A 24,219-nucleotide genomic window follows, 5' to 3' on the forward strand; every position below is an offset into this window, starting at 1 on the left:
TCCGACGCTATAGTGGTGGAAATAGACATCCTTAAATTCTGTCCTGTGAGGCGGGGAAGGAGGTCAGATTGCCCGCACATACTGTGCTTCAGCAAGCTGATATCACCCGGGCGTTGACTCGTATCTCCCATGAGATCCTGGAGTCCAACCGTGGCCCAGAGGGTCTCGTGATTCTCGGGATTCCCACGCGCGGTGTGATTCTCGCCGATCGCGTGGCCACTCTGCTCGAGCAGTTCGCGGGTGCCCCTGTCGCCCTCGGATCCCTCGACGTGACGATGTTCCGCGACGATCTCAGTCGCAATCCCACTCGCGCCCCCTCTCCGACACAGGTACCCGCTGGCGGCATCGACGGCAAGACTGTGGTGCTGGTGGACGATGTGCTCTACTCCGGTCGTACCATCCGCGCGGCCCTCGACGCACTCGGCGTGATCGGACGCCCGAGCATTGTGCGCCTCGCCACCCTGATCGACCGCGGACATCGCGAACTACCGATCCGACCTGATTTCGTCGGCAAGAACCTGCCAACGGCCCAGAACGAGCGGATCAACGTGCATCTCGCCGAGATCGACGGCGACGAGTTCGTGACCATCGAAGAATTGAACGGTTCAGAGCAGAGTCCAGGGGAGGCCAGCTCATGAGACACCTGCTCAGCACACGCGACCTGAGCCGAGACGAAGCCATCGCCATTCTCGATGTCGCAGAAGACATGGCGGAGGTCGCGGATCGTGAGGTCAGGAAGCTTCCCGCCCTGCGCGGCAAAACCGTGGTGAACCTGTTCTTCGAAGATTCCACCCGCACCCGCATCTCGTTCGAGGCGGCATCCAAACGCCTGAGCGCCGACGTCATCAACTTCAGCGCGAAGGGCTCGAGCGTCTCCAAGGGTGAGAGCCTCAAAGACACGGCGCAGACGCTTGCCGCGATCGGAGCCGACGCGGTGGTCATTCGCCATCACTCCTCAGGGGCGCCCCTCGTTCTCGCCGAATCGGGCTGGATCGATGCGGCCGTCGTCAACGCCGGGGACGGCACGCACGAGCATCCAACCCAGGCGCTGCTGGATGCATTCACGATGCGCCGCCGGATGCACGGCAAGGCGGCGCGCGGTAGGGCACTCGATGGAGTGACCGTCACGATCGTTGGCGACATCCTGCACTCGAGAGTCGCGCGCTCGAACGTCTGGCTGCTAGCCACGCTCGGAGCATCGGTGACGCTGGTCGCACCGGCCACCCTGTTGCCCATCGGGATCGGAGAATGGCCGGTCGCCGTGAGCTACGACCTGGATGCCGCTCTCGCGGCGGGGCCCGACGTGGTGATGATGCTGCGCATCCAGTCCGAGCGGATGCACGCCGCGTTCTTTCCCAACGCGCGCGAGTATTCGAGGCAGTGGGGCCTCGATGACGAACGTCTCGCCACCCTGGGCGCGGATAGCATTGTCATGCACCCCGGGCCGATGAATCGCGGTCTCGAAATCTCGTCTCGCGCCGCCGATTCGGCGAAGTCGACAGTGCTCGAGCAGGTCGCGAACGGAGTTTCGGTGCGGATGGCGGTGCTGTACCTGGTGCTCTACGGAACGCACCAGGGTGGCGAAACAGTCGTCACCGATGAAAGGACCGTGTCATGACCGAAACCATCCTCGTGAGGTCGGCACGGCTCGCCGATGGCACATCGGTCGACATCCTGGTGAAGGACGGCGTGATCGCGGAGCTCGGCGCTGTCACAGCATCCGCCGAGAGGGTGATCGATGCCGCTGGACTCCTCGCCCTTCCCGGTCTCATCGACCTCCACACTCACCTGCGCGAGCCCGGTTTCGAGCAGAGCGAGACGGTGCTGACCGGTTCTCGGGCGGCGGCGATTGGCGGCTTCACGGCGGTTCACGCGATGGCGAACACCTCGCCGGTTTCCGACACGGCCGGTGTCGTCGAGCAGGTCAAGTCGCTCGGCGACGCGGCGGGTTATGTCACCGTGCGTCCGATCGGTGCGGTCACGGTGGGGCTTGAGGGCGCACAGCTCGCCGAGATCGGTGCCATGGCGAACAGTCGTGCCAAGGTGCGGGTCTTCTCCGACGACGGAAAATGCGTGTCAGATGCCTTGCTGATGCGTCGCGCACTCGAGTACGTGGCGACTTTCGGCGGTGTGATCGCCCAGCACTCGCAGGAGCCGCGCCTCACCGAGGGCGCACAGATGAACGAGGGCACGCTCTCGGGGCAGCTCGGGCTTGCCGGTTGGCCGGCGGTCGCCGAGGAAGCCATTATCGCCCGCGACGTGCTGCTCGCCCAGCACGTCGGCGCTCGGCTTCACGTCTGCCACCTCTCCACCGCAGGCTCCGTCGAAGTGGTTCGCTGGGCGAAGGCCAGGGGCATCGACGTCACTGCCGAGGTCACACCGCACCATCTGCTGCTCACCGAGCAGCTTGTCGGAGGCTATGACTCGCGCTACAAGGTCAATCCGCCGCTACGTCGAGACGAAGATGTGCAGGCCGTGCGGGCAGGGCTCGCCGACGGCACGATCGACATCGTCGCCACAGACCATGCACCGCATCCTGTCGAGGCGAAGGAGTGCGAATGGGAGGCTGCCGCCTTCGGCATGGTTGGTCTCGAATCCGCGCTCTCCGTCGTGCAGGCATCGGTTGTCGACACCGGCATGCTCGACTGGGCCGATGTGGCGCGGGTGTTCTCACGGGTTCCTGCCCGGATCGGCCAACTGGCGGGCTACGACCGCGGCATCGCGGTCGGCGCACCGGCGGAGTTCACTCTCTACAACCCGGATGCCAGCCGCGTCTTCGACACCGGCCAGCTGCGAGGTAAGGGTGTGAACTCTCCCTACCTGTCGACGACCCTCCCCGGACAGGTCGTCGCAACCATTCACGGCGGTTACGCCACAGTGCTCGACGGTGAACTGATCGACGTCGAGACGATCGCACGCCACGCGGGAGCAGCCAACCATGGATAGAACAACCTCGACCGCGATCGTCATCGTCGTCATCCTGCTGGCCTTTGTGGGCATGTACTTCGGATGGCGCGCGAGGCGGCGGCGACAGTCCACGCTGCCGAGGCCCTCGGTGGTTCCCGCGGATGCCGGAAGCGAGCTGTTCGCCGCCGACGTGTTCTACGTCGCTACGACCGTCGCCGGGGATCCGCTCAACCGCATCGCTGTCGGCGGCCTTGGATTCCGATCCAAGGCGACAGTCGCAGTGCTCGATCACGGACTCGTACTCTCGATCGCCGACGAACCGGACGCCTGGATTCCCGCCGGCGACATCCGCGGCGTGGAACGGGCCACCTGGACCATCGACCGCGTCGTCGAGAGGGGCGGTCTCGTGCTCATCGCGTGGACGCTCGGCGACAAGGATGTCGACAGCTACCTCAGGGTCGCGGACCCCGCTGACCCCAGACCTCTCATCGACGCGGTCGAAAGCCTGCTCGATCCATCGACAACCCAGGGAAGTGAGACACAGTGACCCGCTTCGAACCAGCCGTCTTCGTGCTCGAAGATGGCAGCCGCTATGACGGCCACGCTTATGGCGCAAGAGGCAGGAGCCTGGGCGAGGCGGTCTTCGCCACCGGCATGACCGGATACCAGGAGACCATCACCGACCCGTCCTATGCCGGCCAGATCGTTCTCATGACGGCGCCGCACATCGGCAACACCGGCGTGAACGACGAAGATCCGGAGTCCCGTCGTATCTGGGTCGCCGGCTTCGTCGTCCGCGATCCGTCACGGGTCGTGTCCAATTACCGCGCCACGGGCAGTCTCGACGACCAGCTGGTCGCCGAGGGCGTCGTCGGTATCAGCGGGATCGACACCCGCGCCGTCACCAGGCGCCTCAGGGATGCCGGCGCCATGCGCTCCGGCATCTTCTCCGGACCGGATGCCGCCCTCGGCGAGAGTGAGCAGCTCGAGATCGTGCGTGCGGGGGCCCGGATGTCTGGCCTCAACCTCTCCGCGGAGGTCTCCGTCTCCGAGCAGGTCACCATCCCCGCCACGTCGGAGCGGATCGGATCCGTCGCCGTGCTCGACCTCGGGGTCAAGGATTCGACGCTCCGCTACCTGGCTGCCCGCGGGCTGGACGTTCATGTACTGCCACAGAATGTGACCACCGACGATCTGTTGGCGATCAAGCCGGATGCGGTCTTCTACTCGAACGGCCCAGGCGACCCCGCGGCGTCCGACGATCACGTCGAACTGTTGCAGGCGGTACTCCGCGAGGGGCTGCCGTTCTTCGGCATCTGCTTCGGCAACCAGCTCCTCGGACGCGCGCTCGGCCTCGGCACTTACAAGCTGCCATTCGGCCATCGCGGTATCAACCAGCCCGTCGTCGACAGGAGCACCGGAAAGGTCGAGATCACCGCCCACAACCACGGCTTCGCCGTTGACGCGCCGCGCGAGGGCGTCTTCGATTCTCCGGCCGGATTCGGTCGCGTCGAGGTGAGCCACGTCAACCTCAACGACGATGTCGTCGAAGGCCTCAACGCCCTCGACATTCCCGCATTCTCGGTGCAGTACCACCCTGAGGCAGCGGCGGGTCCGCACGACGCCAACTATCTCTTCGACAGGTTCCGCGACATGGTGATCGCCGGGCGCTCCTCGCAGCGCATCGGCAGGCACAGCGACGCCACGACTCCCGACCAGGAAAGCAAGTAATGCCCAAGCGCGAAGACATCACGTCCGTCCTGGTGATCGGTTCAGGCCCGATCGTCATCGGCCAGGCCTGCGAGTTCGACTACTCCGGCACTCAGGCCTGCCGCGTGCTCCGTGAGGAGGGGGTGCGCGTCATCCTGATCAACTCCAACCCGGCGACGATTATGACCGACCCCGATTTCGCCGACGCCACCTACGTCGAGCCGATCACCTGGGAGGTCATCGAGACCATCATCGCCAAAGAGAAGCCGGATGCGATCCTGCCGACCCTCGGCGGCCAGACCGCACTCAACGCGGCGATCGACCTTCATCACCACGGCATCCTGGAGAAGTACGACGTCGAGCTGATCGGTGCCAACTTCGAGGCGATCAACAAGGGCGAGGATCGCCAGATCTTCAAGCAGCTCGTGCTGGATGTGGGCGCGGATGTCGCCCGCAGTCACATCGCCCACACTGTCGGCGAAGCCATCGACTTCGCCGAGGATCTGGGCTACCCGCTGGTCATCCGCCCGTCCTTCACCATGGGCGGGCTCGGTTCAGGATTCGCCTACACGCCTGACGAACTCATCCGCATGGTCACCGACGGCCTGCACCAGAGCCCGACCAGCGAGGTGCTCCTCGAGGAGTCGATCCTCGGATGGAAGGAGTACGAACTCGAACTGATGCGCGACACGGCCGACAACACGGTGGTCGTCTGCTCCATCGAGAACGTGGACCCCGTCGGCGTGCACACCGGCGACTCGATCACTGTCGCTCCGGCGCTGACCCTCACCGACCGCGAGTACCAGAATCTGCGCGACATCGGTATCGACATTATCCGCGCGGTGGGCGTCGATACCGGCGGCTGCAATATCCAGTTCGCGATCGACCCGGCAGACGGTCGGGTGATCGTGATCGAGATGAACCCCCGGGTATCGCGGTCGAGCGCCCTCGCGTCGAAGGCCACCGGGTTCCCGATCGCGAAGATCGCGGCAAAACTCGCGATCGGCTATCGCCTCGACGAGATCCCGAACGACATCACGAAGGTCACGCCGGCGAGCTTCGAGCCGACCCTCGACTACGTGGTCGTCAAGGTGCCGCGTTTCGCCTTCGAGAAGTTCCCTGCTGCCGATCCGACACTCACCACCACCATGAAGTCGGTGGGCGAGGCGATGGCGATTGGACGCAACTACTCGACGGCGCTGCAAAAGGCGCTGCGGTCGCTCGAGAAGCGGGGGTCGAGCTTCCACTGGGACGGCGAGCCCGGCGACAAGGACGCATTGCTGGCCATCGCCGCGGTGCCCACCGACGGCCGTATCGTCACCGCGCAACAGGCGCTGCGCGCGGGCGCCACCATCGACGAGGTCTTCGAGTCCACCAAGATCGACCCGTGGTTCATCGACCAGATCGTGTTGATCAACGAGGTCGCCGACGAGATCGGCTCCTTCCGAGCGCTGGATGCCTCGCTGCTCCGTCTCGCGAAGGACCACGGTTTCAGCGACATCCAGATCGGTGCGCTGCGGGGGATCACCGAAGACGAGGTTCGCGCCATTCGCTACAACTTCGGGGTGCGGCCGGTGTTCAAGACTGTCGACACCTGCGCGGGGGAGTTCCCCGCCCTCACTCCCTATCACTACTCCAGCTACGACCAGGAGACGGAAGTCACCCCGAGCGATCGGCGCAAGGTCGTCATCTTGGGCTCAGGTCCGAACCGCATCGGGCAGGGCGTCGAGTTCGACTACTCGTGCGTGCACGCGTCCTTCGCGCTGTCGGATGCCGGCTACGAAACGATCATGATCAACTGCAATCCCGAGACGGTCTCTACCGACTACGACACCTCGGATCGCCTCTACTTCGAGCCACTCACCCTCGAAGACGTTCTCGAGGTGATCAATGCCGAGAGCCGCAGTGGCGAGCTGGTCGGCGTGGTCGTGCAGCTCGGCGGCCAGACAGCGCTGGGGTTGGCCAAGGGGCTCAAGGCTGCGGGCGTGACGATTCTGGGCACGACGCCTGAGGCGATCGACCTGGCTGAGGAACGCGGGCTGTTCCAGGGCATCCTGGATGCCGCGGGCCTCGTGGCCCCTCGCAACGGCACCGCGATCGACTACCGGGGCGCCGTCAGCGTCGCCGAGGAGATCGGCTACCCGGTGCTGGTACGTCCCTCCTACGTGCTCGGCGGGCGCGGCATGGAGATCGTCTACGACAGCCCGTCACTGGCGGACTACTTCCACCGCATGGACGGCCAGGGCATCATCGGCGAGGGCCATCCGTTGCTGGTCGACCGCTTCCTCGACGACGCCATCGAGATCGACATCGATGCCCTGTACGACGGAACGGAGCTCTATGTCGGTGGCGTGATGGAGCACATCGAGGAGGCAGGCATCCACTCCGGCGACTCGAGTTGCACCCTTCCACCGGTCACCCTCGGTCGCGAGCAGATCGCGCAGGTCGTCGAGGCCACGCGTGCCATCGCCAGGGGCATCGGGGTGCGCGGGCTGATCAATGTCCAATTCGCGATCGGAGCCGGCGTGCTCTACGTGCTGGAGGCCAATCCTCGGGCCTCCCGCACCGTTCCCTTCGTCGCGAAGGCGCTCGGGCTTCCGATCGCCAAAGCAGCCTCGCTGATCATGGTGGGCCAGAGCATCCGATCGCTCGTCGAGAGTGGAATGCTGCCGGCTGCCGACGGCTCCCGCGTACCGATGGATTCGCCGGTCGCTGTGAAGGAGGCCGTGTTGCCCTTCAAGCGGTTCCGCACCAAGGACGGCCACATCGTCGACTCGGTGCTCGGGCCGGAGATGCGCTCGACCGGCGAGGTCATGGGCATCGACTCCAACTTCCCGAAGGCTTTTGCCAAGAGTCAGGAGGCCGCCTACGGTGGTCTGCCGACGAAGGGCAGTGTCTTCGTGTCGGTTGCCGATCGCGACAAGCGCGCGATCATCCTTCCGGTACTGCGCCTGCAGCAGCTCGGCTTCGAGATTCTCGCCACCATCGGAACTGCGGAAATACTCTCGCGCAACGGCATCACCGCCAGGGTGGTGCGCAAGTACGACCAGGGTGAGGTCTCGGTCGAAGACGAGCCGTCGATCGTCGACCTGATCAATCGCGGCGAGGTGGATGTCGTGATCAACACCCCCAGCGGCCGCAGCGCCCGCGTCGATGGCTACGAAATCCGCGCGGCCGCTGTCGCTGCGGATCTTCCGCTCTTCACGACGATCGCGCAGCTGGGAGCCGCTGTGGCATCGGTGGAAGCGATCAGGGACGGCTTCGAGGTGAAGTCGCTTCAGGATTACGCGATCGAGCGTGCCGAGCGGCTGGGGGCACTGGTTGGTTGAGGCTGCTGCGGTCACTGAGCCTGTCGAAGGGGGGCCTGTCGAGGGGTTCGGCGATCGCCTGCGCACCGTCTTCGACACACTCGGGCAGCTGTGCGTCGGCGTCGATCCACATCCCTACCTGCTCGAATCATGGGGCCTTCCCGACAGCCCGTCCGGACTCCTGCAGTTTGGAGCGATGGTGGTGGATGCAGCGGCCGGTCAGGTCGGCATCATCAAACCCCAGGTCGCATTCTTCGAACGACATGGCTCGGGCGGCTATGCGGCGCTCGAGGAGGTGCTCGACCTCGCTCGCCAGTCAGGCCTTCTGGTGATCGCGGATGTCAAGCGTGGCGATGTCGGTACCAGCGTGGAGGCGTACGGGCAGGCCTGGCTGACGCCGGGGAGCCCACTGGAGGTCGACGCGATGACAATCAGCGCCTTCCAGGGCGTCGGGTCCATCGAAGCACCGATTCGCCTGGCTTACGCGAACGGCAAGGGTTTGTTCGTCCTCGCGGCGACGTCGAATCCGGAAGCTCGCGACATCCAGACCGCGAAAGTGAGCCGCGGAGGAAGCGTCGCCTCGAGTATCGTCGAGGACGTGGCGGTGTGGAATGCGGAATTGTCGGCGGGGGCGAACGGCTCGATCGGGCTGGTGCTCGGAGCGACCGTCGATTTTGACGAGCACGGCATCGACCTGGCTTCGCTGACCGATTCGCCATCAATTCCGGTACTCGGGCCAGGCTTCGGCCACCAGGGCGCCCAGTATTCCGAACTCGACGCCCTCTACGGCCCGGCTGCTCCATTGGTTGTCGTCAGCGCGTCGCGCAGCATCCTGCAGGCCGGCCCGCACGGCATTGCCGACGCCGTTCGCACCCAGGCTCGAGAGGTGTGGGAATGCCGCGCATAGCTCCTCCCGATGTCGATCGCGCGGCTGCCGCACGCGCAGCGGTCGCGGCCAGGCGAGCACGCGCCGCCGTGAAACAGTCGATCCATGACCGCTCGCGCACCGCGCTCGAAGTAGCCACGACGGCCTGGGACGACCCCACAGCCGCGGCCGAAGCGACCCTCAGAGTGCGAGAACTGCTGACCAGCATCCCCAGCCTCGGACCGACGCGCGTCGCCAAAGCCATGGAGCAGCTGGGCATTGCGGAGTCGAAACGGGTCGGCGGTCTCGGTGTGCGTCAGCGCCGCAGGTTGCTCGAGTGGTTCGAACAGCGCGAGAATCGCGGCCACCCGGCGTCGCCCTCGCGGCTCGTGGTGCTCGCCGGGCCCACCGCTGTCGGCAAAGGCACGGTATCGACCTTCATCCGCGAGAACTATCCAGACGTACACCTGTCGGTATCGGCGACGACCCGTGCGCCGCGGCCTGGCGAAGTCGACGGGGTCAACTACTTCTTTGTGAGCGACGACGAGTTCGACAGACTGATCGAGACCGGACAGATGCTCGAGACCGCCACTGTGCACAACGCCTTCCGCTATGGCACTGCGCGTGCCCCGATCGATGTCGCCCTTGCCGAGGGCAAGAGTGTGCTTCTCGAGATCGATCTTCAGGGCGCGCGATCGGTTCGGGCTGCTATGCCAGAGGCTGTGCTCGTTTTCCTGCTACCCCCGACCTGGGAGGAACTGGTGCGCCGACTCATCGGTCGAGGGACCGAGGATTCGATCGAACAGCAGCGCAGGCTGGAGACCGCGAAGGTGGAACTTGCGGCCCAGGACGAGTTCGATCATCGCGTCGTCAACCGCGAAGTCGGCCAGGCGGCCCGCGAGGTTGTAGAATTGATGGCAATCCCACACACCCCGAGCTCGTCTCGGTCGTCAAGACTTTAACATTCGCCGGATTCACGAACGTCAAGGAGTATCACGCATGGTTGAACGCGCCAAGGGCATCATCGATCCGCCCATCGACGAGCTGCTGTCGAAGGTCGACTCGAAGTACGCTCTCGTGATCTTCGCGTCGAAGCGTGCCCGCCAGATCAACGACTACTACGCCGACCTCCACGAGGGCAGCCTGTTCGACAACGTCGGACCACTCGTCGACTCGACCATCGATGACAAGCCGCTCTCCGTCGCGATGCACGAGATCAACGAAGACAAGCTCGTCGTGAAGGCGCTGGCCGAACCCGCCGAGTAGTTCTTACGGGCATGAGCGCTCGACTCGGTGGCAGCCAACCCGGTACCAATCAACTGAATATCGTTGTCGGCATCACCGGCGGCATCGCGGCCTATAAGGCCGTCGGCGTTATTCGTGCGCTCATTCTGGCCGGGCACGATGTCCACGTCGTAGCGACGGATGCTGCGCTGCGCTTCGTCGGCAAGCCGACACTCGAGGCCATCAGTCGCAACACCGTCGATACGGACCTCTACGAGGGCGTTGCCCAGGTGCGTCACGTGGCGATCGGTCAGGCAGCTGACCTCATCGTCATCGCACCGGCGACCGCCAATACGATCGCGAAACTAGCGGCCGGGCTCGCTGACGACCTGCTTGGCAATACCGTGCTCGCGAGCAAGGCCCCGGTGGTGATCGCCCCCGCGATGCACACCGAGATGTGGCAGAACCCGGCGACCGTCGCGAACATCATGACTCTCCGTTCGCGAGGAGTGACCGTAGTCGGCCCGGGCGTCGGGCAGCTGACCGGCACCGACTCCGGCCCCGGGCGCATGGTCGAGCCCGACGAGATCGTCTCCGCCGCGCTGGCGGTGCGTCGCCCCCAGGATTTCGAGGGGCGCCGAATTGTCGTCACTGCGGGCGGCACCCGTGAGGCACTCGATCCCGTGCGTTACATCGGCAACCGATCAAGCGGCAAACAGGGCATCGCCATCGCGCTGGCCGCGGCGGCGCGGGGAGCGGATGTCACCCTCGTCGGCGCGAACCTCGAGGTGGCGGCGCCGGCCTCAGTGCACGTTCAGCACGTCGTCACCACACTCGAATTGGCGGATGCCGTCGACGCCGCCTCGCAGAACGCCGACATCGTGATCATGGCCGCCGCAGTGGCCGATTATCGGCCGGAGTCGATAGCGGAATCGAAGATCAAGAAGGAGACCCAGGGCGACAGGCTGAGTCTCGAGCTGGTGAAGAACCCCGACATCCTCACGGGCCTTGCACGGTCCCGTCGTCCGGGCCAGATTATCGTCGGTTTCGCAGCGGAGACGGAGCCAGACGACGCAGCGCTGCTCGAACTCGGCCGTGCCAAAGTCCAGCGAAAGGGAAGCGACTATCTCCTCGTCAACAGGGTCGGTTGGAACGAAGGTTTTGCCACGGATGGCAACAGCGTCGTGATGCTCGACGGACGCGGAGATATAGTGATGGAGGCCTCAGGCAGTAAGTCGGCCGTGGCTGACAAACTGCTCGACGTGCTGGCCCGCGCATAACAAGACGTGCACGATAACACGTGCACGATAAGCCGGGCGCGATACGACCGGGCACAGAAATCGTTCGTGTGCAGCACCGTCGGCACGACATCCTCAACGTCAACTGGAACACACCATGAGCGCAGCTTCGCAAACACCACTACGCCTGTTCACCTCAGAGTCGGTGACCGAGGGCCATCCCGATAAGATCTGCGACCAGATCTCTGACAGCATCCTGGATGCCCTGCTCGCCGTCGATCCGCACAGTCGCGTCGCCGTCGAAACGCTTGTCACCACCGGCCTCGTGCACGTCGCCGGCGAGGTGACCACGTCTGGCTACGTCGACATCCCGTCGATCGTGCGTGACCGCATCTGGAACATCGGGTACAACTCTTCGGACGTCTGGTTCGACGGCCGCTCCTGCGGCGTCTCGGTGTCGATCGGCGGACAGTCACCCGACATTGCCCAGGGCGTGAACGATGCCTTCGAGAGCCGCGAGGAGTCGAGCATCGACGACCTCGATCGCCAGGGTGCTGGCGACCAGGGCATCATGTTCGGTTACGCGACGACAGAGACCCCGGAGTACATGCCGGTGCCGATCTGGATCGCTCACCGACTCGCTGAGCGCCTCGCCGAGGTGCGCAAGGGCGGGGATGTGGACTACCTGCGTCCTGACGGCAAGACCCAGGTCACCATCGGCTACGACGGCATCGTGCCGCGCACCGTAGAGACAGTGGTGTTGTCCACCCAACACTCGCCCCAGGTGAGCACGGAGCAACTCCGCGCGGAGATCGAGGAGCTCGTGATCCGCCCGGTGCTCTCGAAGGTCGACCTCGACAGCGTCGACCCCCGCATCCTGATCAACCCGACCGGCCGCTTCGAGATCGGCGGCCCACAGGGCGACGCCGGTCTCACCGGCCGCAAGATCATCGTCGACACCTATGGTGGGGCAAGCCGCCACGGCGGTGGTGCTTTCAGCGGAAAGGACCCGTCGAAGGTGGACCGTTCGGCTGCCTACGCCATGCGGTGGGTGGCGAAGAACGTTGTGGCCGCTGGCCTTGCCGACAGGCTCGAGGTCCAGGTTGCTTATGCCATCGGCAAGGCCGCTCCCGTCGGTCTCTACGTCGAGTCCTTCGGCACCGCGCATGTCGACGAGGCCTCGATCATCGATGCGATCCAGCAGGTGTTCGACCTTCGTCCTGCCGCGATCATCCGCGACCTCGACCTCCTGCGCCCGATCTATGCGGCGACCTCGACGTACGGTCACTTCGGTCGTGAACTCCCCGAGTTCAGCTGGGAGCGTCTCGACCGCGTGGACGCACTGCGCAGCGTCGCCGGGCTGTAAGCATGCCAGCCCCGGAAGCGGTTCCGTCCGGGACTGTGGCCAGGGTTCTCATCGACTCGTCCCTGCCGCAGCTCGACAGGCTCTTCGATTACCGGATACCTCCCTCTCTCGTCGAGGACGCCGTACCCGGCGTACGTGTTCGCGTTCCGTTGCGCTCCGCCGGCCGCGTGGCTGACGGGTTTCTCATCGAGGTCGCGGACTCCGGGGATTTCACCGGCACACTCAGTGATCTCGAATCCGTGGTGTCTCCGGTGCAGGTGCTCACTCCGGAAGTGTGGACACTGGCGCGCCGAATGGCCGATCGTGCGGCCGGGAGCGCGAGTGACATCGTGCGACTCGCAGTACCGAAGCGGCAGGTGCGGGTCGAGAAGGCGTGGTTGGCTGAGGAACCCCCCGGCGAGCCGACCTCGGTGCACACGGTCGACGTACCGGGGTTCGACTCGTCGAAATTCGAGACCGCGATCGCATCGGCGGCACGGCTCGTCGTCGACTCCGTTCCGCTCGTCTCCGAGGTTCCCGGCGGTCGTTGGGTGGGCCACTGGGCCACCGAAATGGCTGCCGCGGCAACACATGCGCTGGCCAGGGGCGGTTCCGCGATCCTGGCAGTGCCCGACTACCGCGACCAGGAGCAACTCGTTTCCGCCCTCGAGGCCGTGCTCCCGGCTGAGCGCATCGTGCATCTCGACGCAAAACAGTCGAATCCCGATCGTTATCGCGCTCTGCTTGCTTGCCTGCGCGACGTGCCGCTCGTGATCGTCGGCAACCGCTCGGTGGTCTATGCGCCGGCGAAGCGTCTCGCACTCATCGCTATCTGGGACGACGGCGATCCGCTGCACGTCGAGCCGCTGAGTCCCTACGTGCACACCCGCGATGTTGCGCTGGTGCGCCAGGAGGCCCAGGTCTGCGCGCTTCTGTTCTTCGGACACTCGCGCAGCACCGAGGTGGAGCGGCTCGTCGAGATCGGCTGGCTGTCGGTGCTGTCGCCATCGAAGGCATACTCACCGAAGGTGATTCCCACAGCCCAGCAGGCATCCCAGGATCGGTTGGCTGCCCAGGCGCGGATACCGTCCTCGGCGTGGCGCGAGGCACGCGCAGCCCTCGAACATGGACCCGTATTGGTGCAGGTCGCACGGCCGGGTTATGCGCCGCGGCTGGCCTGCGCGAGCTGCGGCCAGTCGGCACGCTGCCAGCGCTGCGAGGGTCCGCTCGGCCTCAGGTCGTCACGATCCACCCCGGCCTGCGGATGGTGCGGTGCTCTGGCGACGGACTGGTCGTGCTCCAACTGCGAAGGAACCAAACTCCGGCTCGTCGGGCATAGCGCGGGTCGCACCGCCGAAGACCTCGGACGTGCATTCCCCGGCGTGCGCGTCATCATCGCCGATGGTGAGCGGCCGATCCTCACCGTCGGGGCAGAACCCGCCCTGGTGATCGCGACTCGGGGTGCCGAGCCGGTTGCGGCGGGAGGATATCGTGCGGTGTTGCTGCTCGACGGTGAGCGGATGGTCACCAGGGAAAGCCTGCGTGTCGGCGAGGACTGCCTACGCTGGTGGTCCAACGCGGTCGCGCTCGCCGCTCCGGGAGCGACGAGCGTGCTCGTCGGAGTCGGTGGAGCGCTCGCCTCGGCCATGGCCACCTGGCGGCGCGCCGACTACGCGCACTCCGAGCTCGAGGATCGCCGACGGCTGCGCTTTCCGCCGGCCGTGCGGGTGGCAACGGTCAGCGGTTCCGTCGACGCGGTGGAGCGGGCAGTGGTCTCGATCGCGGGGATCGATCGGGTGGACGTACTCGGCCCGGTGGAGCTTTCGGTGGGCGGCGTGCGGGCGATCGTGCGATTCGATTACGGGGAGGGAGCTGTCGTGGCATCCACTCTTCGGGCCGAGGTGATTCGCGCCGCGACCAGCAGGCGCAAACGTGCGGGCGGAGCCGCGAGGAGCGCCGCACTGCCTACACTGAAAGTACGCTTCGACGACGCCCTGTCGTTCGACAACACCGAACAGGACGCCGCCTCATCATCACGGGCGTGACTTTCGAAAGGCCGGAATGACGAGCAGCACACCATCCGACGCGCGACGCCATGTCTGACCTCGTCATCGTTTTTGCCGGGAGCCCGGCCGCTGCCGTCCCGAGTCTCCAGGCGCTCACGGCGAGCCGTCATGATATTGCCGCGGTGATCACCCGCGAGGACTCGCCACAGGGCCGTAAGCGCGAGCTGACCGCGACGGCGGTGGCCCGAGCAGCCGATGAGCTGGTGCTACCGATCATCACAGCGAACCGGCTGGCGGGGGCCGCCACCGAAAAGGTACAGCGGTTGGCTCCCGATCTCGGAGTCATCGTCGCCTACGGCGGTCTGGTGCGCGAACCGCTCCTGAGCACGCCCCGACTGGGATGGATCAACCTGCACTTCTCGCTGCTCCCACGCTGGCGCGGTGCCGCTCCCGTGCAGCGGGCGCTCATTGCGGGCGATGAGATCACCGGCGCCTCGGTGTTCCAGCTGGTGCCGGAACTCGATGCCGGTGACGTGTTCGGGCATGTCAGCCAGACCGTCGGCGCACAGGAGACTGCCGGCCACCTGCTCGATTCACTGGCGGTCTCGGGTGCGGAACTCCTGGTGCGCGTGGTCGACGCGATCGCCGACGGTACCGCACGGGCCGAAGAGCAGCGCGGGGATGTGACGCTCGCGCCGAAACTGGAGCTCGAAGACGGCCACATCGACTGGACGGAGCCCGCAGCATCCGTCTTCAATCGTATTCGCGGCGTGACCCCGGAACCCGGCGCCTTCACCACTGTCGACGATGTGCGAATCAAGATCCTCGAGGCGGCCATCGCCAAGGACGAAGCCGCAGTGCAACCTGGTCATCTCATGCTGGGTAGTGGGCGCGTGCTGGTCGGAACAGCGAGTGAACCGCTGCACCTGATCACTGTGCATCCAGCAGGGAAGAAGCCGATGACAGCGGCCGACTGGTGGCGCGGACGCGGTGCCGAACCTGCGGCGGTGGCCAGATGAGCGACCGCAGGGCCGAACCGCGTCGTGCGGCGCCGACCGCGCGCGTGCAGCCGGCTCGCCGTGTGGCCCTCGAAGTCATCATGGCGGTGCGGGAATCGGATGCCTACGCCAACCTGCTGCTGCCGGTGAAGCTCGAGCGTGCTCGTCTCAACCCGCAGGATGCGGCCCTCGCGACCGAGCTGACCTACGGAACGCTCCGGCAGCAGGGCTACTACGACGCCGTGATCGAGCTGGCGGCCAAGCGACCGACGGATGAGATCGACTCGCCCATCCTGGATGTTCTGAGGCTCGGAACCCACCAGTTACTCTCGATGCGGGTTGCCCAGCACGCCGCCGTCGACGAGGCGGTCTCGCTCGCCAGGGAGGTCGGCTCCCGCTCGGCAACCGGATTCGTGAACGGCGTGCTCAGGACCATCACGCGCAGCGAACCCGCAGAGTGGCACGAACGGGTCATGAGCACACCCCGCAATGACGACGAACGCCTGTCACTCGAGCACTCGCATCCACTCTGGATCGTGCGGGCGTTTCGCCAGGCGCTGGCTGCCGAGGGTCGCGCTGACGAGCTGGAAGACCTGCTCATCGCCGACAATTTCGCGCCGCGGGTCAGCCTGGTAGCGCTACCGGGCCTCGCCACGATCTCGGAGATCCGTGGCACCCAGAAGGCGAAGTATTCACCGGTCGCCGCGGTAAGCGATGGTGGCGACCCCGCACTCTGGCCCGCGGTCCACGAGGGGCGTGCTCGCGTGCAGGACGAAGGATCCCAACTCGCGGCGCTGGCACTCAGCCGGGCGCGGCCCGTCGTGGCAGGGGAACGGTGGCTTGACCTCTGCGCCGGACCGGGAGGCAAGGCCGCACTTCTCGCCGCAGAGGCTCGAGAGGGCGGTGCGACGCTGGTAGCCAACGAGATCACACCGGCGCGGGCAGAACTCGTTCGCAGAGCTCTCTCGGTGTTCGACGATCCACCACAGGTGCTGGTGCAGGATGGCAGGCTCATCGGCGACCAACTGCCTGGCCAGTTCGATCGCATCCTCATCGACGCGCCATGCACAGGACTCGGCGCGCTGCGCCGACGACCAGAGGCACGCTGGCGCAAACAGCCACGCGATGTTGCAGAGCTGGCCGGCGTGCAGACTGCACTGCTCGAGTCGGGGCTCAAGGCGCTGAAACCCGGTGGGATTCTCGCCTACGTGACCTGCTCGCCTCACCTCGCGGAGACCAAGGCGATCGTGGAAACCGTGCTCAGGAACACCGACGGTGTCAGCCGGATGGACACGCCCGCCGTGCTCGCGGAGGTCACCAAGCGCGCGCTCGACCTGGGGGAGAGTTCCGATGACGGCCACGTGCAACTCTGGCCGCAGCGGCACGGCACGGACGCCATGTTCATCTGCCTGCTGACTCGCTCCCTCTAGGCTGAACAGATGGCCGTGCGAATCAACCCGAGCATCCTGACCGCTGATTTTGCGAACCTCGAGCACGAACTCGGGCGCATCGCCAGCGCGGACCTCGTCCACGTCGACGTGATGGACAACCATTTCGTTCCCAACCTCACGTTCGGCCAGCGGATGGTGGAATCGCTCCAGCGCGTCACGCCCCTCCCGCTCGACGTGCACCTGATGATCGACGACCCCGACCGCTGGGCTCCCGGATACGCTGAGGCTGGCGCATTCTCGGTGACTTTTCACGCCGAAGCGGCCGCCGATCCTGTGCCTCTGGCTCGGCGACTACGCAGTATCGGCGCCAGGGCAGGCATCGCCGTCAAACCAGGCACCGCCATCGAGCCGTACCTCGAGCTACTGCCCGAGTTCGACCAGGTGCTCGTGATGACCGTGGAACCAGGATTCGGCGGGCAGTCCTTCATCGAGTCCGTCATGCCGAAACTCGGCCTGCTCAGGGATGCCGCATCCAGGAGCGGTCTCGACACCTGGCTGCAGGTCGACGGCGGCATCAACGAGCAGACGATAATCACCGCGGCCGAAGCCGGAGCGAATACCTTCGTCGCGGGCTCGAGCGTCTTCAACGCGGCTGACCCTGCCGCTCAGATCGAGTCGCTACGGGCCGCCGCCGCCACCCATCTCCACTGACACACCGCCCGTCTTGGTCTGGTTGAATTGAGTCATGACTGAGTTCAACAAGACCAAGCCCGAGATCGACTTCTACGACGGCGAAGCACCCACCGACCTGGTGATGACCGACATCGAGGAGGGGGCCGGCGACGAGGCTAAACCCGGTGACAAGGTCGACGTGCACTACCTCGGGGTCGACCTCGAGTCTGGTGAGGAGTTCGACTCCTCCTGGAGCCGTGGGCAGTCGGTCGACTTCCCACTGGCTGCCCTCATCGCCGGTTGGCAGCAGGGCATCCCCGGTATGAAGGTCGGCGGTCGCCGCCAACTGGTCGTGCCGCCGGAGCTCGCCTACGGTGCTGCCGGAAGCGGTCACCAGCTCTCAGGCCGCACCCTCATCTTCGTGATCGACCTGCTCGGCGTGAGCTGAGCCCCGTCAGCTGAACTGGCCCGTCGGGTTCCGGCGGGCCAGACCTCCGAACACCGGTAGCCTTGAACCGTGAAGACGTTCGACGATCTCTTTGTGGAGCTGAGTGAGAAGGCCGTGTCCCGGCCCGCAGGCTCCGGCACCGTGGCAGAGCTCGATGCCGGTGTGCACGCCATCGGCAAGAAGATCGTCGAAGAGGCCGCCGAGGTCTGGATGGCCGCCGAATACCAGTCTCTCGACGAGACTGCGGAAGAGATCTCCCAACTGCTCTACCACCTGCAGGTACTGATGGTCGCGAGGGGCCTGACGACTGCGGATGTCTACCGACATCTGTGAGTTCGCCATCCCTCCCTTCCTCCCATCGACCACGCTGCTCTGACAGCGAGTACTCCGCAATTGCACAACGAGGGACCTGACATGTTACGAATCGCAGTGCCCAACAAAGGATCGCTCAGCGAGACCGCAGCCGAAATGCTTTCGGAAGCCGGATACGTCGGCCGCCGTGACCCCCGAGCCCTCAACGTCGTCGACCAGCGCAACGACGTCGAGTTCTTCTATCTGCGCCCCCGCGATATCGCCACCTACGTGGGATCCGGCGCACTCGACGTCGGCATCACCGGGCGTGACCTCCTGCTGGACTCAGGATCGACGGCCGTGGAGATCGAGAGCCTCGACTTCGGGGCATCCACCTTCCGATTCGCTGGCATCGCCGGCCGTTTCACCGATCTGGCCGACCTGGCCGGCGTACGGGTGGCCACAAGTTACCCGGGGTTGGTCGGCGCGTTCCTTGCACGGGCGGGGGTCGAGGCCACGCTGGTCTCCCTCGACGGCGCCGTCGAATCCGCCGTACGTCTCGGCGTTGCGGATGCGGTGGCCGACGTCGTGTCCACCGGTTCGACCCTGCGCGCCCAGGGCCTCGAGATCTTCGGTCCGGTCATCCTCGAGTCGAGTGCTGTGCTCATCAGTGCCGCACGCGAGATTCCCGGAATCACCACCCTCCAGCGTCGGCTGCAGGGTGTGCTGGTCGCGCGGCAGTACGTGCTGATGGACTACGACCTTCCTGTCGCTCTGCTTGAGGCGGCATCCGCCGTCACGCCCGGCCTCGAATCTCCGACGGTCTCTCCGCTGCGCGACAGCGACTGGGTCGCGGTGCGAGTGATGGTGCGACGAGACGACACCAACCACATCATGGACCAGCTCTACGACATCGGGGCCAGGGCGATACTGGTCAGCCCGATTCACGCAGCGCGGATCTGATCATGCCTGTCGCCGTGCGTGTGATCCCATGCCTCGATGTGGCCGCCGGTCGCGTCGTCAAGGGCGTGAATTTCGAGAACCTGCGAGATGCGGGTGATCCGGTGGAACTCGCCCGCCGCTACTACGAGCAGGGTGCCGACGAGATCACCTTCCTCGACGTGACAGCGACCGTCGACGATCGCGCGACCACCTACGACGTGGTGCGCGCGACAGCCGAGCAGGTCTTCATCCCGTTGACTGTCGGCGGGGGAGTGCGCGGTCCTGACGACGTGAGCAGGCTGCTCGCCAGTGGCGCCGACAAAGTGGGCCTCAACAGCGCCGCGATCATGCGACCAGAACTCGTCGGAGAGATCGCCGACCGTTTCGGTGCGCAGGTACTCGTGCTGTCCCTCGACGTGAAGCGATCGGATGCCACGAAGTCGGGTTTCGTCGTGACCACCCACGGCGGCCGCCGGGAGACCGAGCTCGACGCGCTGGACTGGGCGCGTGAGGTCGTGGAGCGCGGAGCGGGAGAGCTGCTCGTCAATTCGATCGACGCCGACGGCACCAAGCACGGTTTCGACCTGGAGCTGGTGCGACTCATGCGCGAACTGTCCCCCGTACCGGTGATTGCTAGTGGGGGCGCAGGTGCTGTCGAGCACTTCGCCCCGGCGATCGAGGCCGGTGCTGACGCCGTGCTCGCGGCATCCGTATTCCACAATGGCGAGCTGACCGTCGGCGACGTCAAGAGGGAACTCGCTGCGGCGGGTATCTCGGTGAGGTAACCATGACTGATTCAACGAACCGCGTCGATATCGATTCCGTTCTCAGACGGGCCACCTTCAACAGCGACGGTCTGCTGCCGGCGATCATCCAGCAGTGGGACAGCCGCGAGGTACTCATGCTCGGCTACATGAACGCCGAAGCCCTGCGACGTACGCTCACCGAGGGTCGGGTCACCTTCTGGTCGCGGTCGCGCCAGGAGTACTGGCGCAAGGGTGACACCTCCGGTAATGCCCAGTACGTGCGTGCTGCCGCCTTTGACTGCGATGCGGACACCCTTCTCGTCAGTGTCGAGCAGATCGGCAACGCCTGCCACACCGGCGCGCACGCCTGCTTCGACGTCGATCCGCTGGCACCGGTCATCGGCAGTCCACCATTGGGCGGCCCGGATGAGTGAGACCGCGACTCGCGAGCAGGTCGACTGGAGGGTCGGTCAATGAAGGGCTCGCGCCGTCTCAAGAACATCAGTCTGCTGGGAGCCATCGTGCTCAGCGGACTCACCCTGCTGTCCTGGACCAGCCAGTGGTTCACCCTCACGCTCGGCGGCTCGGAGAAGGGCCATGCACCGCTCACCGTCACCGGTGAAGCGGCGGCGCCAGGACTCGTCGCCCTCGCTCTGGCCGGGCTCGCCCTGGTTGCAGCGCTCGCGATCGCGGGGCCGGTGTTTCGCGCGGTTCTCGGGGTCGTTCAGGTGCTGATTGGATTCACCGTAGGCCTCTCCAGCATCCTGGCCATCGGTGACCCCATCGCGGCATCGACTTCTGTAGTCACTGCGGCCACGGGTGTGAGCGGCAAGGAGTCGGTAGCGCGCCTCGTCGCTTCGTACACGCAGACGGCGTGGCCGTGGCTCGCCGCGATCATCGGCCTGCTCACTCTCGCCCTCGGGATCTTCGTATTGGTGACCTCCCGACACTGGCCTGGGTCCTCCCGTCGGTACCAGCCTGCCGGCTCCGAGCCGGCGGAACCGGGCGCCAATCCGGTCTCCGACTGGGACACGCTGAGCGGCGGCAGCGATCCGACCTCACGCTAGACTTTCAACCGAACACCCACAAAGGAGACCTGTGAGCGATCAGACCTCAGACACCAGTCACGGCAACTCGCCGGCTGCCTGGACCGCTGTGATCATCATGCTGGTGGCATTCACCGTAGGCACCATCGCCTTCTTCTTCGACGTTGTCATCGTGGTCTGGGCCTCCGTCGGCCTCCTCATCATTGGCCTGATCGTCGGCGGTGTCCTCGCCAGGCTCGGCTACGGCGTATCCGGCGCCAAGTACACGGCGAAAGAGCACTAGCAGGGTGCTTTCCGATCTGGTAGCCGGAGCCCTGCAGGATGCTTCGGAACGTCGTGCTGCACGCAGCCTCATCGAGGTCGAGGCAGCCGCTCTCGCACGTCCGGCCGCTATCGACGCTCTTGAGGCGCTCGCCCCGGCGGACCGGGTGAGGATCGTCGCCGAGGTGAAGCGGTCGAGTCCCTCCCGCGGTCCACTCGCTGACATTCCCGACCCGGCCGCACTTGCCGTCTCCTACGAGACCGGTGGCGCGAGCGCGATCAGTGTGCTCACAGAACAGCGCAGGTTCGGCGGTTCGCTCGCGGACCTCGAAGCCGTGCGTGAGGCGGTGCAGCTGCCCGTACTGCGTAAGGATTTCATCGCCGATCCTTACCAGGTCGTCGAGGCACGGGCATCCGGCGCCGACATTCTGCTGCTCATCGTCGCAGCCCTCGACCAGCAGACGCTCTCGAGTCTTTTCGAACTCACCACCCAGCTCGGGATGACGGCTCTGATCGAGACCCACAACGCGGAGGAGGTCTCCCGCGCTCTCGATATCGGAGCAGGGTTGATCGGCGTGAACGCCCGTGACCTGAGCACTTTTGAACTCAACCAGGACCTCTTCGGAAGCCTGGCCGACCAGATTCCGTCCGGCGTCATCCGGGTTGCGGAATCCGCAGTCAAGACGGCGGCGGATGTCGCCCACTATCGCAACGCGGGTGCGGACGTCGTGCTCGTCGGCGAAGCACTCGTCACAGGAGATCCCGTGCGCACTCTCGCAGAATTCCTGGGCTTCTGATGGCCCTTCGCGACGAACTCGGGCCCTACTTCGGCGAGTACGGTGGGCGCTTCGTGCCGGAGTCGCTGATCGCGGCCCTCGACGAGTTGGATGCGGCCTACACGGCGGCGAAGACCGATCCGTCGTTCCAGGCCGAGCTTGCCGAGCTCCATGCGACCTACACCGGCCGGCCGTCGATCATCACCGAGGTGCCACGGTTCGCCGAACATGCCGGCGGCGCTCGCGTCATCCTCAAGCGCGAGGACCTCAACCACACCGGTTCGCACAAGATCAACAACGTGCTCGGGCAGGCCTTATTGGCCAGGCGCCTGGGTAAGACCCGTCTCATTGCGGAGACCGGTGCCGGACAACACGGCGTCGCCACCGCGACGGCCGCCGCCCTGTTCGGCATGGAGTGCGTCGTCTACATGGGCGAGGTCGATACAGAGCGTCAGGCCCTCAATGTGGCCCGGATGCGGCTGCTCGGCGCCGAGGTCATCCCGGTGACCGCGGGGTCCCGCACCTTGAAAGACGCCATCAACGAGGCGCTGCGTGACTGGGTCGCCAATGTCGGAAACACCCACTACCTGCTGGGCACGGTCGCTGGGCCGCATCCGTTCCCCGTCATGGTGCGCGACTTCCACAAGATCATCGGCGAGGAGGCGCGCCAGCAGGTTCTCGACCTCACCGGACGACTTCCGGATGCCGTCACGGCCTGCGTCGGCGGCGGCTCGAACGCGATGGGCATCTTCCACGCCTTCCTCGACGACCCCTCGGTCGCGCTCTACGGCTACGAGGCAGCGGGCGAGGGCGCAGAGACGCCGCATCATGCGGCCACGATCACCAAGGGCCGCCCCGGCGTGCTGCACGGCGCACGCAGCTATATGCTGCAGGACGAAGACGGCCAGACTGTCGAGTCCCACTCCATCTCCGCCGGTCTCGACTACCCGGGCGTTGGCCCAGAGCATGCATGGCTCGCCGATATCGGTCGCGCCAGTTACCTCCCGATCACCGATGACGAGGCCATGAGTGCGCTCCGCCTACTCTCGAGAACAGAGGGAATCATCCCCGCCATCGAGTCGGCGCATGCCCTCGCGGGAACCATCACACTCGGCAAGGAGCTCGGGCCGGAGGCGATCATCCTGGTGAACCTGAGCGGTCGTGGCGACAAAGACATGGAGACCGCCGGTCGATACTTCGACATTCTCGACGCCGGGGCCGAGCAGTCATGACCTCGGTCGAGACGGTCATCGCGGCGCGCAAGACTGCTGGTAGCGGCGCCCTCATCGGCTACCTGCCCGCCGGGTTTCCCAACCTCACCACGAGCATCGACGCTGCGGTCGCGCTCGCGCAGAACGGCGTCGACGTCATCGAGCTCGGTCTGCCGTACTCCGATCCGGTCATGGACGGCCCGGTCATCCAGGCGGCCACATTGACAGCGCTGAAGGCCGGCTTCCGCATCAGGGACGCATTCACCGCCATCCGTGAGATCAGCGCGCAGGTCGACACACCAGTGCTACTCATGACCTACTGGAATCCCGTGCTGCAGTTCGGCGTCGATCGATTCGCCGATGAGCTGTCGGCTGCCGGGGGAGCAGGTTTGATCACACCTGACCTGATCCCAGACGAGGCTCACGATTGGCTCGACGCCTCGGAACGCACGGGCCTCGACCGTATCTTCCTCGCTGCCCCATCATCCACCGACGAGCGACTACACCAGGCGGTGGAGAAGAGCCGCGGCTTCGTGTATGCGGTCTCCACCATGGGGATCACCGGTGCCCGCAGTGATGTGGATGTCGCGGCCAGGGCTCTCGTCGCGCGCCTGCGCACCACCGGCGCCACCTCCACCTGTGTCGGCGTCGGCATCTCGAGTGCCGAACAGGTGCGCGAGGTTCTGCAGTACGCGGACGGCGCGATCGTCGGTTCGGCACTCGTCAAAGCCCTCGCTGACGGGGGAGTGGAGGCCGTCGCAGCCACAGCTTCCCAGTTGGCGACGGGCAGTACGCTTAGCTAGTTCACGCTGAGCTCCAGTACGAAAGGCAACC

25 protein-coding genes are annotated in these 24,219 nt (G+C 65.6%); all 25 read left to right on the plus strand.

The window, feature by feature from the left end:
- Nucleotides 1–68 precede the first annotated feature (68 nt).
- The 25 genes from pyrR to trpA all read left to right on the plus strand — a co-directional run bounded on the left by pyrR (nucleotide 69) and on the right by trpA (nucleotide 24,188).
- Nucleotides 69–638, plus strand: coding sequence for a bifunctional pyr operon transcriptional regulator/uracil phosphoribosyltransferase PyrR (pyrR, locus tag ABIB56_RS00910; protein ID WP_354566852.1), 570 nt, complete (start codon nucleotides 69–71; stop codon nucleotides 636–638).
- The gene (locus tag ABIB56_RS00915) at nucleotides 635–1,618 is read left to right on the plus strand and encodes an aspartate carbamoyltransferase catalytic subunit (protein WP_354566853.1); all 984 of its coding nucleotides are present in this window, start codon (nucleotides 635–637) and stop codon (nucleotides 1,616–1,618) included. Before pyrR ends, ABIB56_RS00915 begins: the two co-directional genes overlap by 4 nt.
- Entirely contained in the window at nucleotides 1,615–2,946 is a 1,332-nt protein-coding gene (locus tag ABIB56_RS00920) for a dihydroorotase (protein ID WP_354566854.1), read from the plus strand. The genes ABIB56_RS00915 and ABIB56_RS00920 overlap by 4 nt, the downstream gene beginning before the upstream one ends.
- Nucleotides 2,939–3,454 (plus strand): PH-like domain-containing protein, encoded by a 516-nt coding sequence (locus tag ABIB56_RS00925; RefSeq protein WP_354566856.1) that lies wholly within the window; start codon nucleotides 2,939–2,941, stop codon nucleotides 3,452–3,454. Before ABIB56_RS00920 ends, ABIB56_RS00925 begins: the two co-directional genes overlap by 8 nt.
- Nucleotides 3,451–4,638 (plus strand): glutamine-hydrolyzing carbamoyl-phosphate synthase small subunit, encoded by a 1,188-nt coding sequence (carA, locus tag ABIB56_RS00930; protein ID WP_354566857.1) that lies wholly within the window; start codon nucleotides 3,451–3,453, stop codon nucleotides 4,636–4,638. The genes ABIB56_RS00925 and carA overlap by 4 nt, the downstream gene beginning before the upstream one ends.
- Nucleotides 4,638–7,946: a carbamoyl-phosphate synthase large subunit gene (gene carB / locus ABIB56_RS00935; RefSeq protein WP_354566858.1), complete on the plus strand. Its 3,309-nt coding sequence runs from the start codon at nucleotides 4,638–4,640 to the stop codon at nucleotides 7,944–7,946. The genes carA and carB overlap by 1 nt, the downstream gene beginning before the upstream one ends.
- Nucleotides 7,939–8,832, plus strand: a complete 894-nt coding sequence (pyrF, locus tag ABIB56_RS00940) for an orotidine-5'-phosphate decarboxylase (RefSeq protein ID WP_354566859.1) — start codon at nucleotides 7,939–7,941, stop codon at nucleotides 8,830–8,832. Before carB ends, pyrF begins: the two co-directional genes overlap by 8 nt.
- A complete protein-coding gene (gmk, locus tag ABIB56_RS00945; protein ID WP_354566860.1) occupies nucleotides 8,820–9,752 on the plus strand; it encodes a guanylate kinase in 933 nt (310 codons plus the stop codon). The genes pyrF and gmk overlap by 13 nt, the downstream gene beginning before the upstream one ends.
- Nucleotides 9,753–9,789: 37 nt before the next feature.
- A complete protein-coding gene (gene rpoZ, locus ABIB56_RS00950) occupies nucleotides 9,790–10,056 on the plus strand; it encodes a DNA-directed RNA polymerase subunit omega (protein ID WP_147782328.1) in 267 nt (88 codons plus the stop codon).
- Between the two features lie 53 nt (nucleotides 10,057–10,109).
- Nucleotides 10,110–11,294, plus strand: a complete 1,185-nt coding sequence (coaBC, locus tag ABIB56_RS00955) for a bifunctional phosphopantothenoylcysteine decarboxylase/phosphopantothenate--cysteine ligase CoaBC (protein WP_502917525.1) — start codon at nucleotides 10,110–10,112, stop codon at nucleotides 11,292–11,294.
- Nucleotides 11,295–11,409: 115 nt separating this feature from the next.
- Nucleotides 11,410–12,618: a methionine adenosyltransferase gene (metK, locus tag ABIB56_RS00960; RefSeq protein WP_354566863.1), complete on the plus strand. Its 1,209-nt coding sequence runs from the start codon at nucleotides 11,410–11,412 to the stop codon at nucleotides 12,616–12,618.
- Between the two features lie 2 nt (nucleotides 12,619–12,620).
- Nucleotides 12,621–14,642 carry a primosomal protein N' family DNA-binding protein gene (locus ABIB56_RS00965; protein ID WP_354566865.1) on the plus strand — a complete coding sequence of 674 codons (2,022 nt, stop codon included), beginning with the start codon at nucleotides 12,621–12,623 and terminating at the stop codon, nucleotides 14,640–14,642.
- A 50-nt stretch (nucleotides 14,643–14,692) separates the two neighbouring features.
- Nucleotides 14,693–15,622 (plus strand): methionyl-tRNA formyltransferase, encoded by a 930-nt coding sequence (gene fmt, locus ABIB56_RS00970; RefSeq protein ID WP_354566866.1) that lies wholly within the window; start codon nucleotides 14,693–14,695, stop codon nucleotides 15,620–15,622.
- The gene (locus ABIB56_RS00975; RefSeq protein ID WP_354566867.1) at nucleotides 15,619–17,031 is read left to right on the plus strand and encodes a transcription antitermination factor NusB; all 1,413 of its coding nucleotides are present in this window, start codon (nucleotides 15,619–15,621) and stop codon (nucleotides 17,029–17,031) included. Before fmt ends, ABIB56_RS00975 begins: the two co-directional genes overlap by 4 nt.
- A gap of 9 nt (nucleotides 17,032–17,040) precedes the next feature.
- A complete protein-coding gene (gene rpe / locus ABIB56_RS00980; protein ID WP_354566869.1) occupies nucleotides 17,041–17,703 on the plus strand; it encodes a ribulose-phosphate 3-epimerase in 663 nt (220 codons plus the stop codon).
- 34 nt (nucleotides 17,704–17,737) lie between these two features.
- A complete protein-coding gene (locus ABIB56_RS00985; RefSeq protein WP_354566870.1) occupies nucleotides 17,738–18,112 on the plus strand; it encodes an FKBP-type peptidyl-prolyl cis-trans isomerase in 375 nt (124 codons plus the stop codon).
- Between the two features lie 69 nt (nucleotides 18,113–18,181).
- On the plus strand, nucleotides 18,182–18,445 hold the full coding sequence (locus ABIB56_RS00990; RefSeq protein WP_354566871.1) for a phosphoribosyl-ATP diphosphatase: 264 nt from the start codon (nucleotides 18,182–18,184) through the stop codon (nucleotides 18,443–18,445).
- Between the two features lie 81 nt (nucleotides 18,446–18,526).
- The gene (gene hisG, locus ABIB56_RS00995; RefSeq protein ID WP_354566872.1) at nucleotides 18,527–19,366 is read left to right on the plus strand and encodes an ATP phosphoribosyltransferase; all 840 of its coding nucleotides are present in this window, start codon (nucleotides 18,527–18,529) and stop codon (nucleotides 19,364–19,366) included.
- 2 nt (nucleotides 19,367–19,368) lie between these two features.
- Nucleotides 19,369–20,130, plus strand: a complete 762-nt coding sequence (hisF, locus tag ABIB56_RS01000) for an imidazole glycerol phosphate synthase subunit HisF (RefSeq protein WP_354566874.1) — start codon at nucleotides 19,369–19,371, stop codon at nucleotides 20,128–20,130.
- Between the two features lie 2 nt (nucleotides 20,131–20,132).
- Nucleotides 20,133–20,525 carry a phosphoribosyl-AMP cyclohydrolase gene (gene hisI, locus ABIB56_RS01005; protein ID WP_354566876.1) on the plus strand — a complete coding sequence of 131 codons (393 nt, stop codon included), beginning with the start codon at nucleotides 20,133–20,135 and terminating at the stop codon, nucleotides 20,523–20,525.
- Nucleotides 20,526–20,564: 39 nt separating this feature from the next.
- On the plus strand, nucleotides 20,565–21,158 hold the full coding sequence (locus tag ABIB56_RS01010; protein ID WP_354566877.1) for a Trp biosynthesis-associated membrane protein: 594 nt from the start codon (nucleotides 20,565–20,567) through the stop codon (nucleotides 21,156–21,158).
- 31 nt (nucleotides 21,159–21,189) lie between these two features.
- Nucleotides 21,190–21,420, plus strand: coding sequence for a DUF6704 family protein (locus ABIB56_RS01015; RefSeq protein ID WP_354566879.1), 231 nt, complete (start codon nucleotides 21,190–21,192; stop codon nucleotides 21,418–21,420).
- A 4-nt stretch (nucleotides 21,421–21,424) separates the two neighbouring features.
- On the plus strand, nucleotides 21,425–22,195 hold the full coding sequence (gene trpC, locus ABIB56_RS01020; protein ID WP_354566880.1) for an indole-3-glycerol phosphate synthase TrpC: 771 nt from the start codon (nucleotides 21,425–21,427) through the stop codon (nucleotides 22,193–22,195).
- The gene (gene trpB / locus ABIB56_RS01025; RefSeq protein ID WP_354566881.1) at nucleotides 22,195–23,406 is read left to right on the plus strand and encodes a tryptophan synthase subunit beta; all 1,212 of its coding nucleotides are present in this window, start codon (nucleotides 22,195–22,197) and stop codon (nucleotides 23,404–23,406) included. The genes trpC and trpB overlap by 1 nt, the downstream gene beginning before the upstream one ends.
- Nucleotides 23,403–24,188 (plus strand): tryptophan synthase subunit alpha, encoded by a 786-nt coding sequence (trpA, locus tag ABIB56_RS01030; protein ID WP_354566882.1) that lies wholly within the window; start codon nucleotides 23,403–23,405, stop codon nucleotides 24,186–24,188. The genes trpB and trpA overlap by 4 nt, the downstream gene beginning before the upstream one ends.
- Nucleotides 24,189–24,219 lie beyond the last annotated feature (31 nt).

The sequence above is a fragment of the Glaciihabitans sp. UYNi722 genome (assembly GCF_040549465.1).
Taxonomy (GTDB): Bacteria; Actinomycetota; Actinomycetes; order Actinomycetales; family Microbacteriaceae; genus Lacisediminihabitans.

Bases quoted from the DNA above. Each gene is read 5' to 3' on its own strand.
- ABIB56_RS00915 (WP_354566853.1), top strand. From the start codon at position 635: ATGAGACACCTGCTCAGCACACGCGACCTGAGCCGAGACGAAGCCATC.
- fmt (WP_354566866.1), top strand. From the start codon at position 14,693: ATGTCTGACCTCGTCATCGTTTTTGCCGGGAGCCCGGCCGCTGCCGTC.
- ABIB56_RS00925 (WP_354566856.1), top strand. From the start codon at position 2,939: ATGGATAGAACAACCTCGACCGCGATCGTCATCGTCGTCATCCTGCTG.
- carB (WP_354566858.1), top strand. From the start codon at position 4,638: ATGCCCAAGCGCGAAGACATCACGTCCGTCCTGGTGATCGGTTCAGGC.
- ABIB56_RS00975 (WP_354566867.1), top strand. From the start codon at position 15,619: ATGAGCGACCGCAGGGCCGAACCGCGTCGTGCGGCGCCGACCGCGCGC.
- gmk (WP_354566860.1), top strand. From the start codon at position 8,820: ATGCCGCGCATAGCTCCTCCCGATGTCGATCGCGCGGCTGCCGCACGC.
- trpB (WP_354566881.1), top strand. From the start codon at position 22,195: ATGGCCCTTCGCGACGAACTCGGGCCCTACTTCGGCGAGTACGGTGGG.
- ABIB56_RS00985 (WP_354566870.1), top strand. From the start codon at position 17,738: ATGACTGAGTTCAACAAGACCAAGCCCGAGATCGACTTCTACGACGGC.
- metK (WP_354566863.1), top strand. From the start codon at position 11,410: ATGAGCGCAGCTTCGCAAACACCACTACGCCTGTTCACCTCAGAGTCG.
- ABIB56_RS00920 (WP_354566854.1), top strand. From the start codon at position 1,615: ATGACCGAAACCATCCTCGTGAGGTCGGCACGGCTCGCCGATGGCACA.
- hisI (WP_354566876.1), top strand. From the start codon at position 20,133: ATGACTGATTCAACGAACCGCGTCGATATCGATTCCGTTCTCAGACGG.
- ABIB56_RS01010 (WP_354566877.1), top strand. From the start codon at position 20,565: ATGAAGGGCTCGCGCCGTCTCAAGAACATCAGTCTGCTGGGAGCCATC.
- hisF (WP_354566874.1), top strand. From the start codon at position 19,369: ATGCCTGTCGCCGTGCGTGTGATCCCATGCCTCGATGTGGCCGCCGGT.
- trpA (WP_354566882.1), top strand. From the start codon at position 23,403: ATGACCTCGGTCGAGACGGTCATCGCGGCGCGCAAGACTGCTGGTAGC.
- rpoZ (WP_147782328.1), top strand. From the start codon at position 9,790: ATGGTTGAACGCGCCAAGGGCATCATCGATCCGCCCATCGACGAGCTG.
- ABIB56_RS00965 (WP_354566865.1), top strand. From the start codon at position 12,621: ATGCCAGCCCCGGAAGCGGTTCCGTCCGGGACTGTGGCCAGGGTTCTC.
- rpe (WP_354566869.1), top strand. From the start codon at position 17,041: ATGGCCGTGCGAATCAACCCGAGCATCCTGACCGCTGATTTTGCGAAC.
- hisG (WP_354566872.1), top strand. From the start codon at position 18,527: ATGTTACGAATCGCAGTGCCCAACAAAGGATCGCTCAGCGAGACCGCA.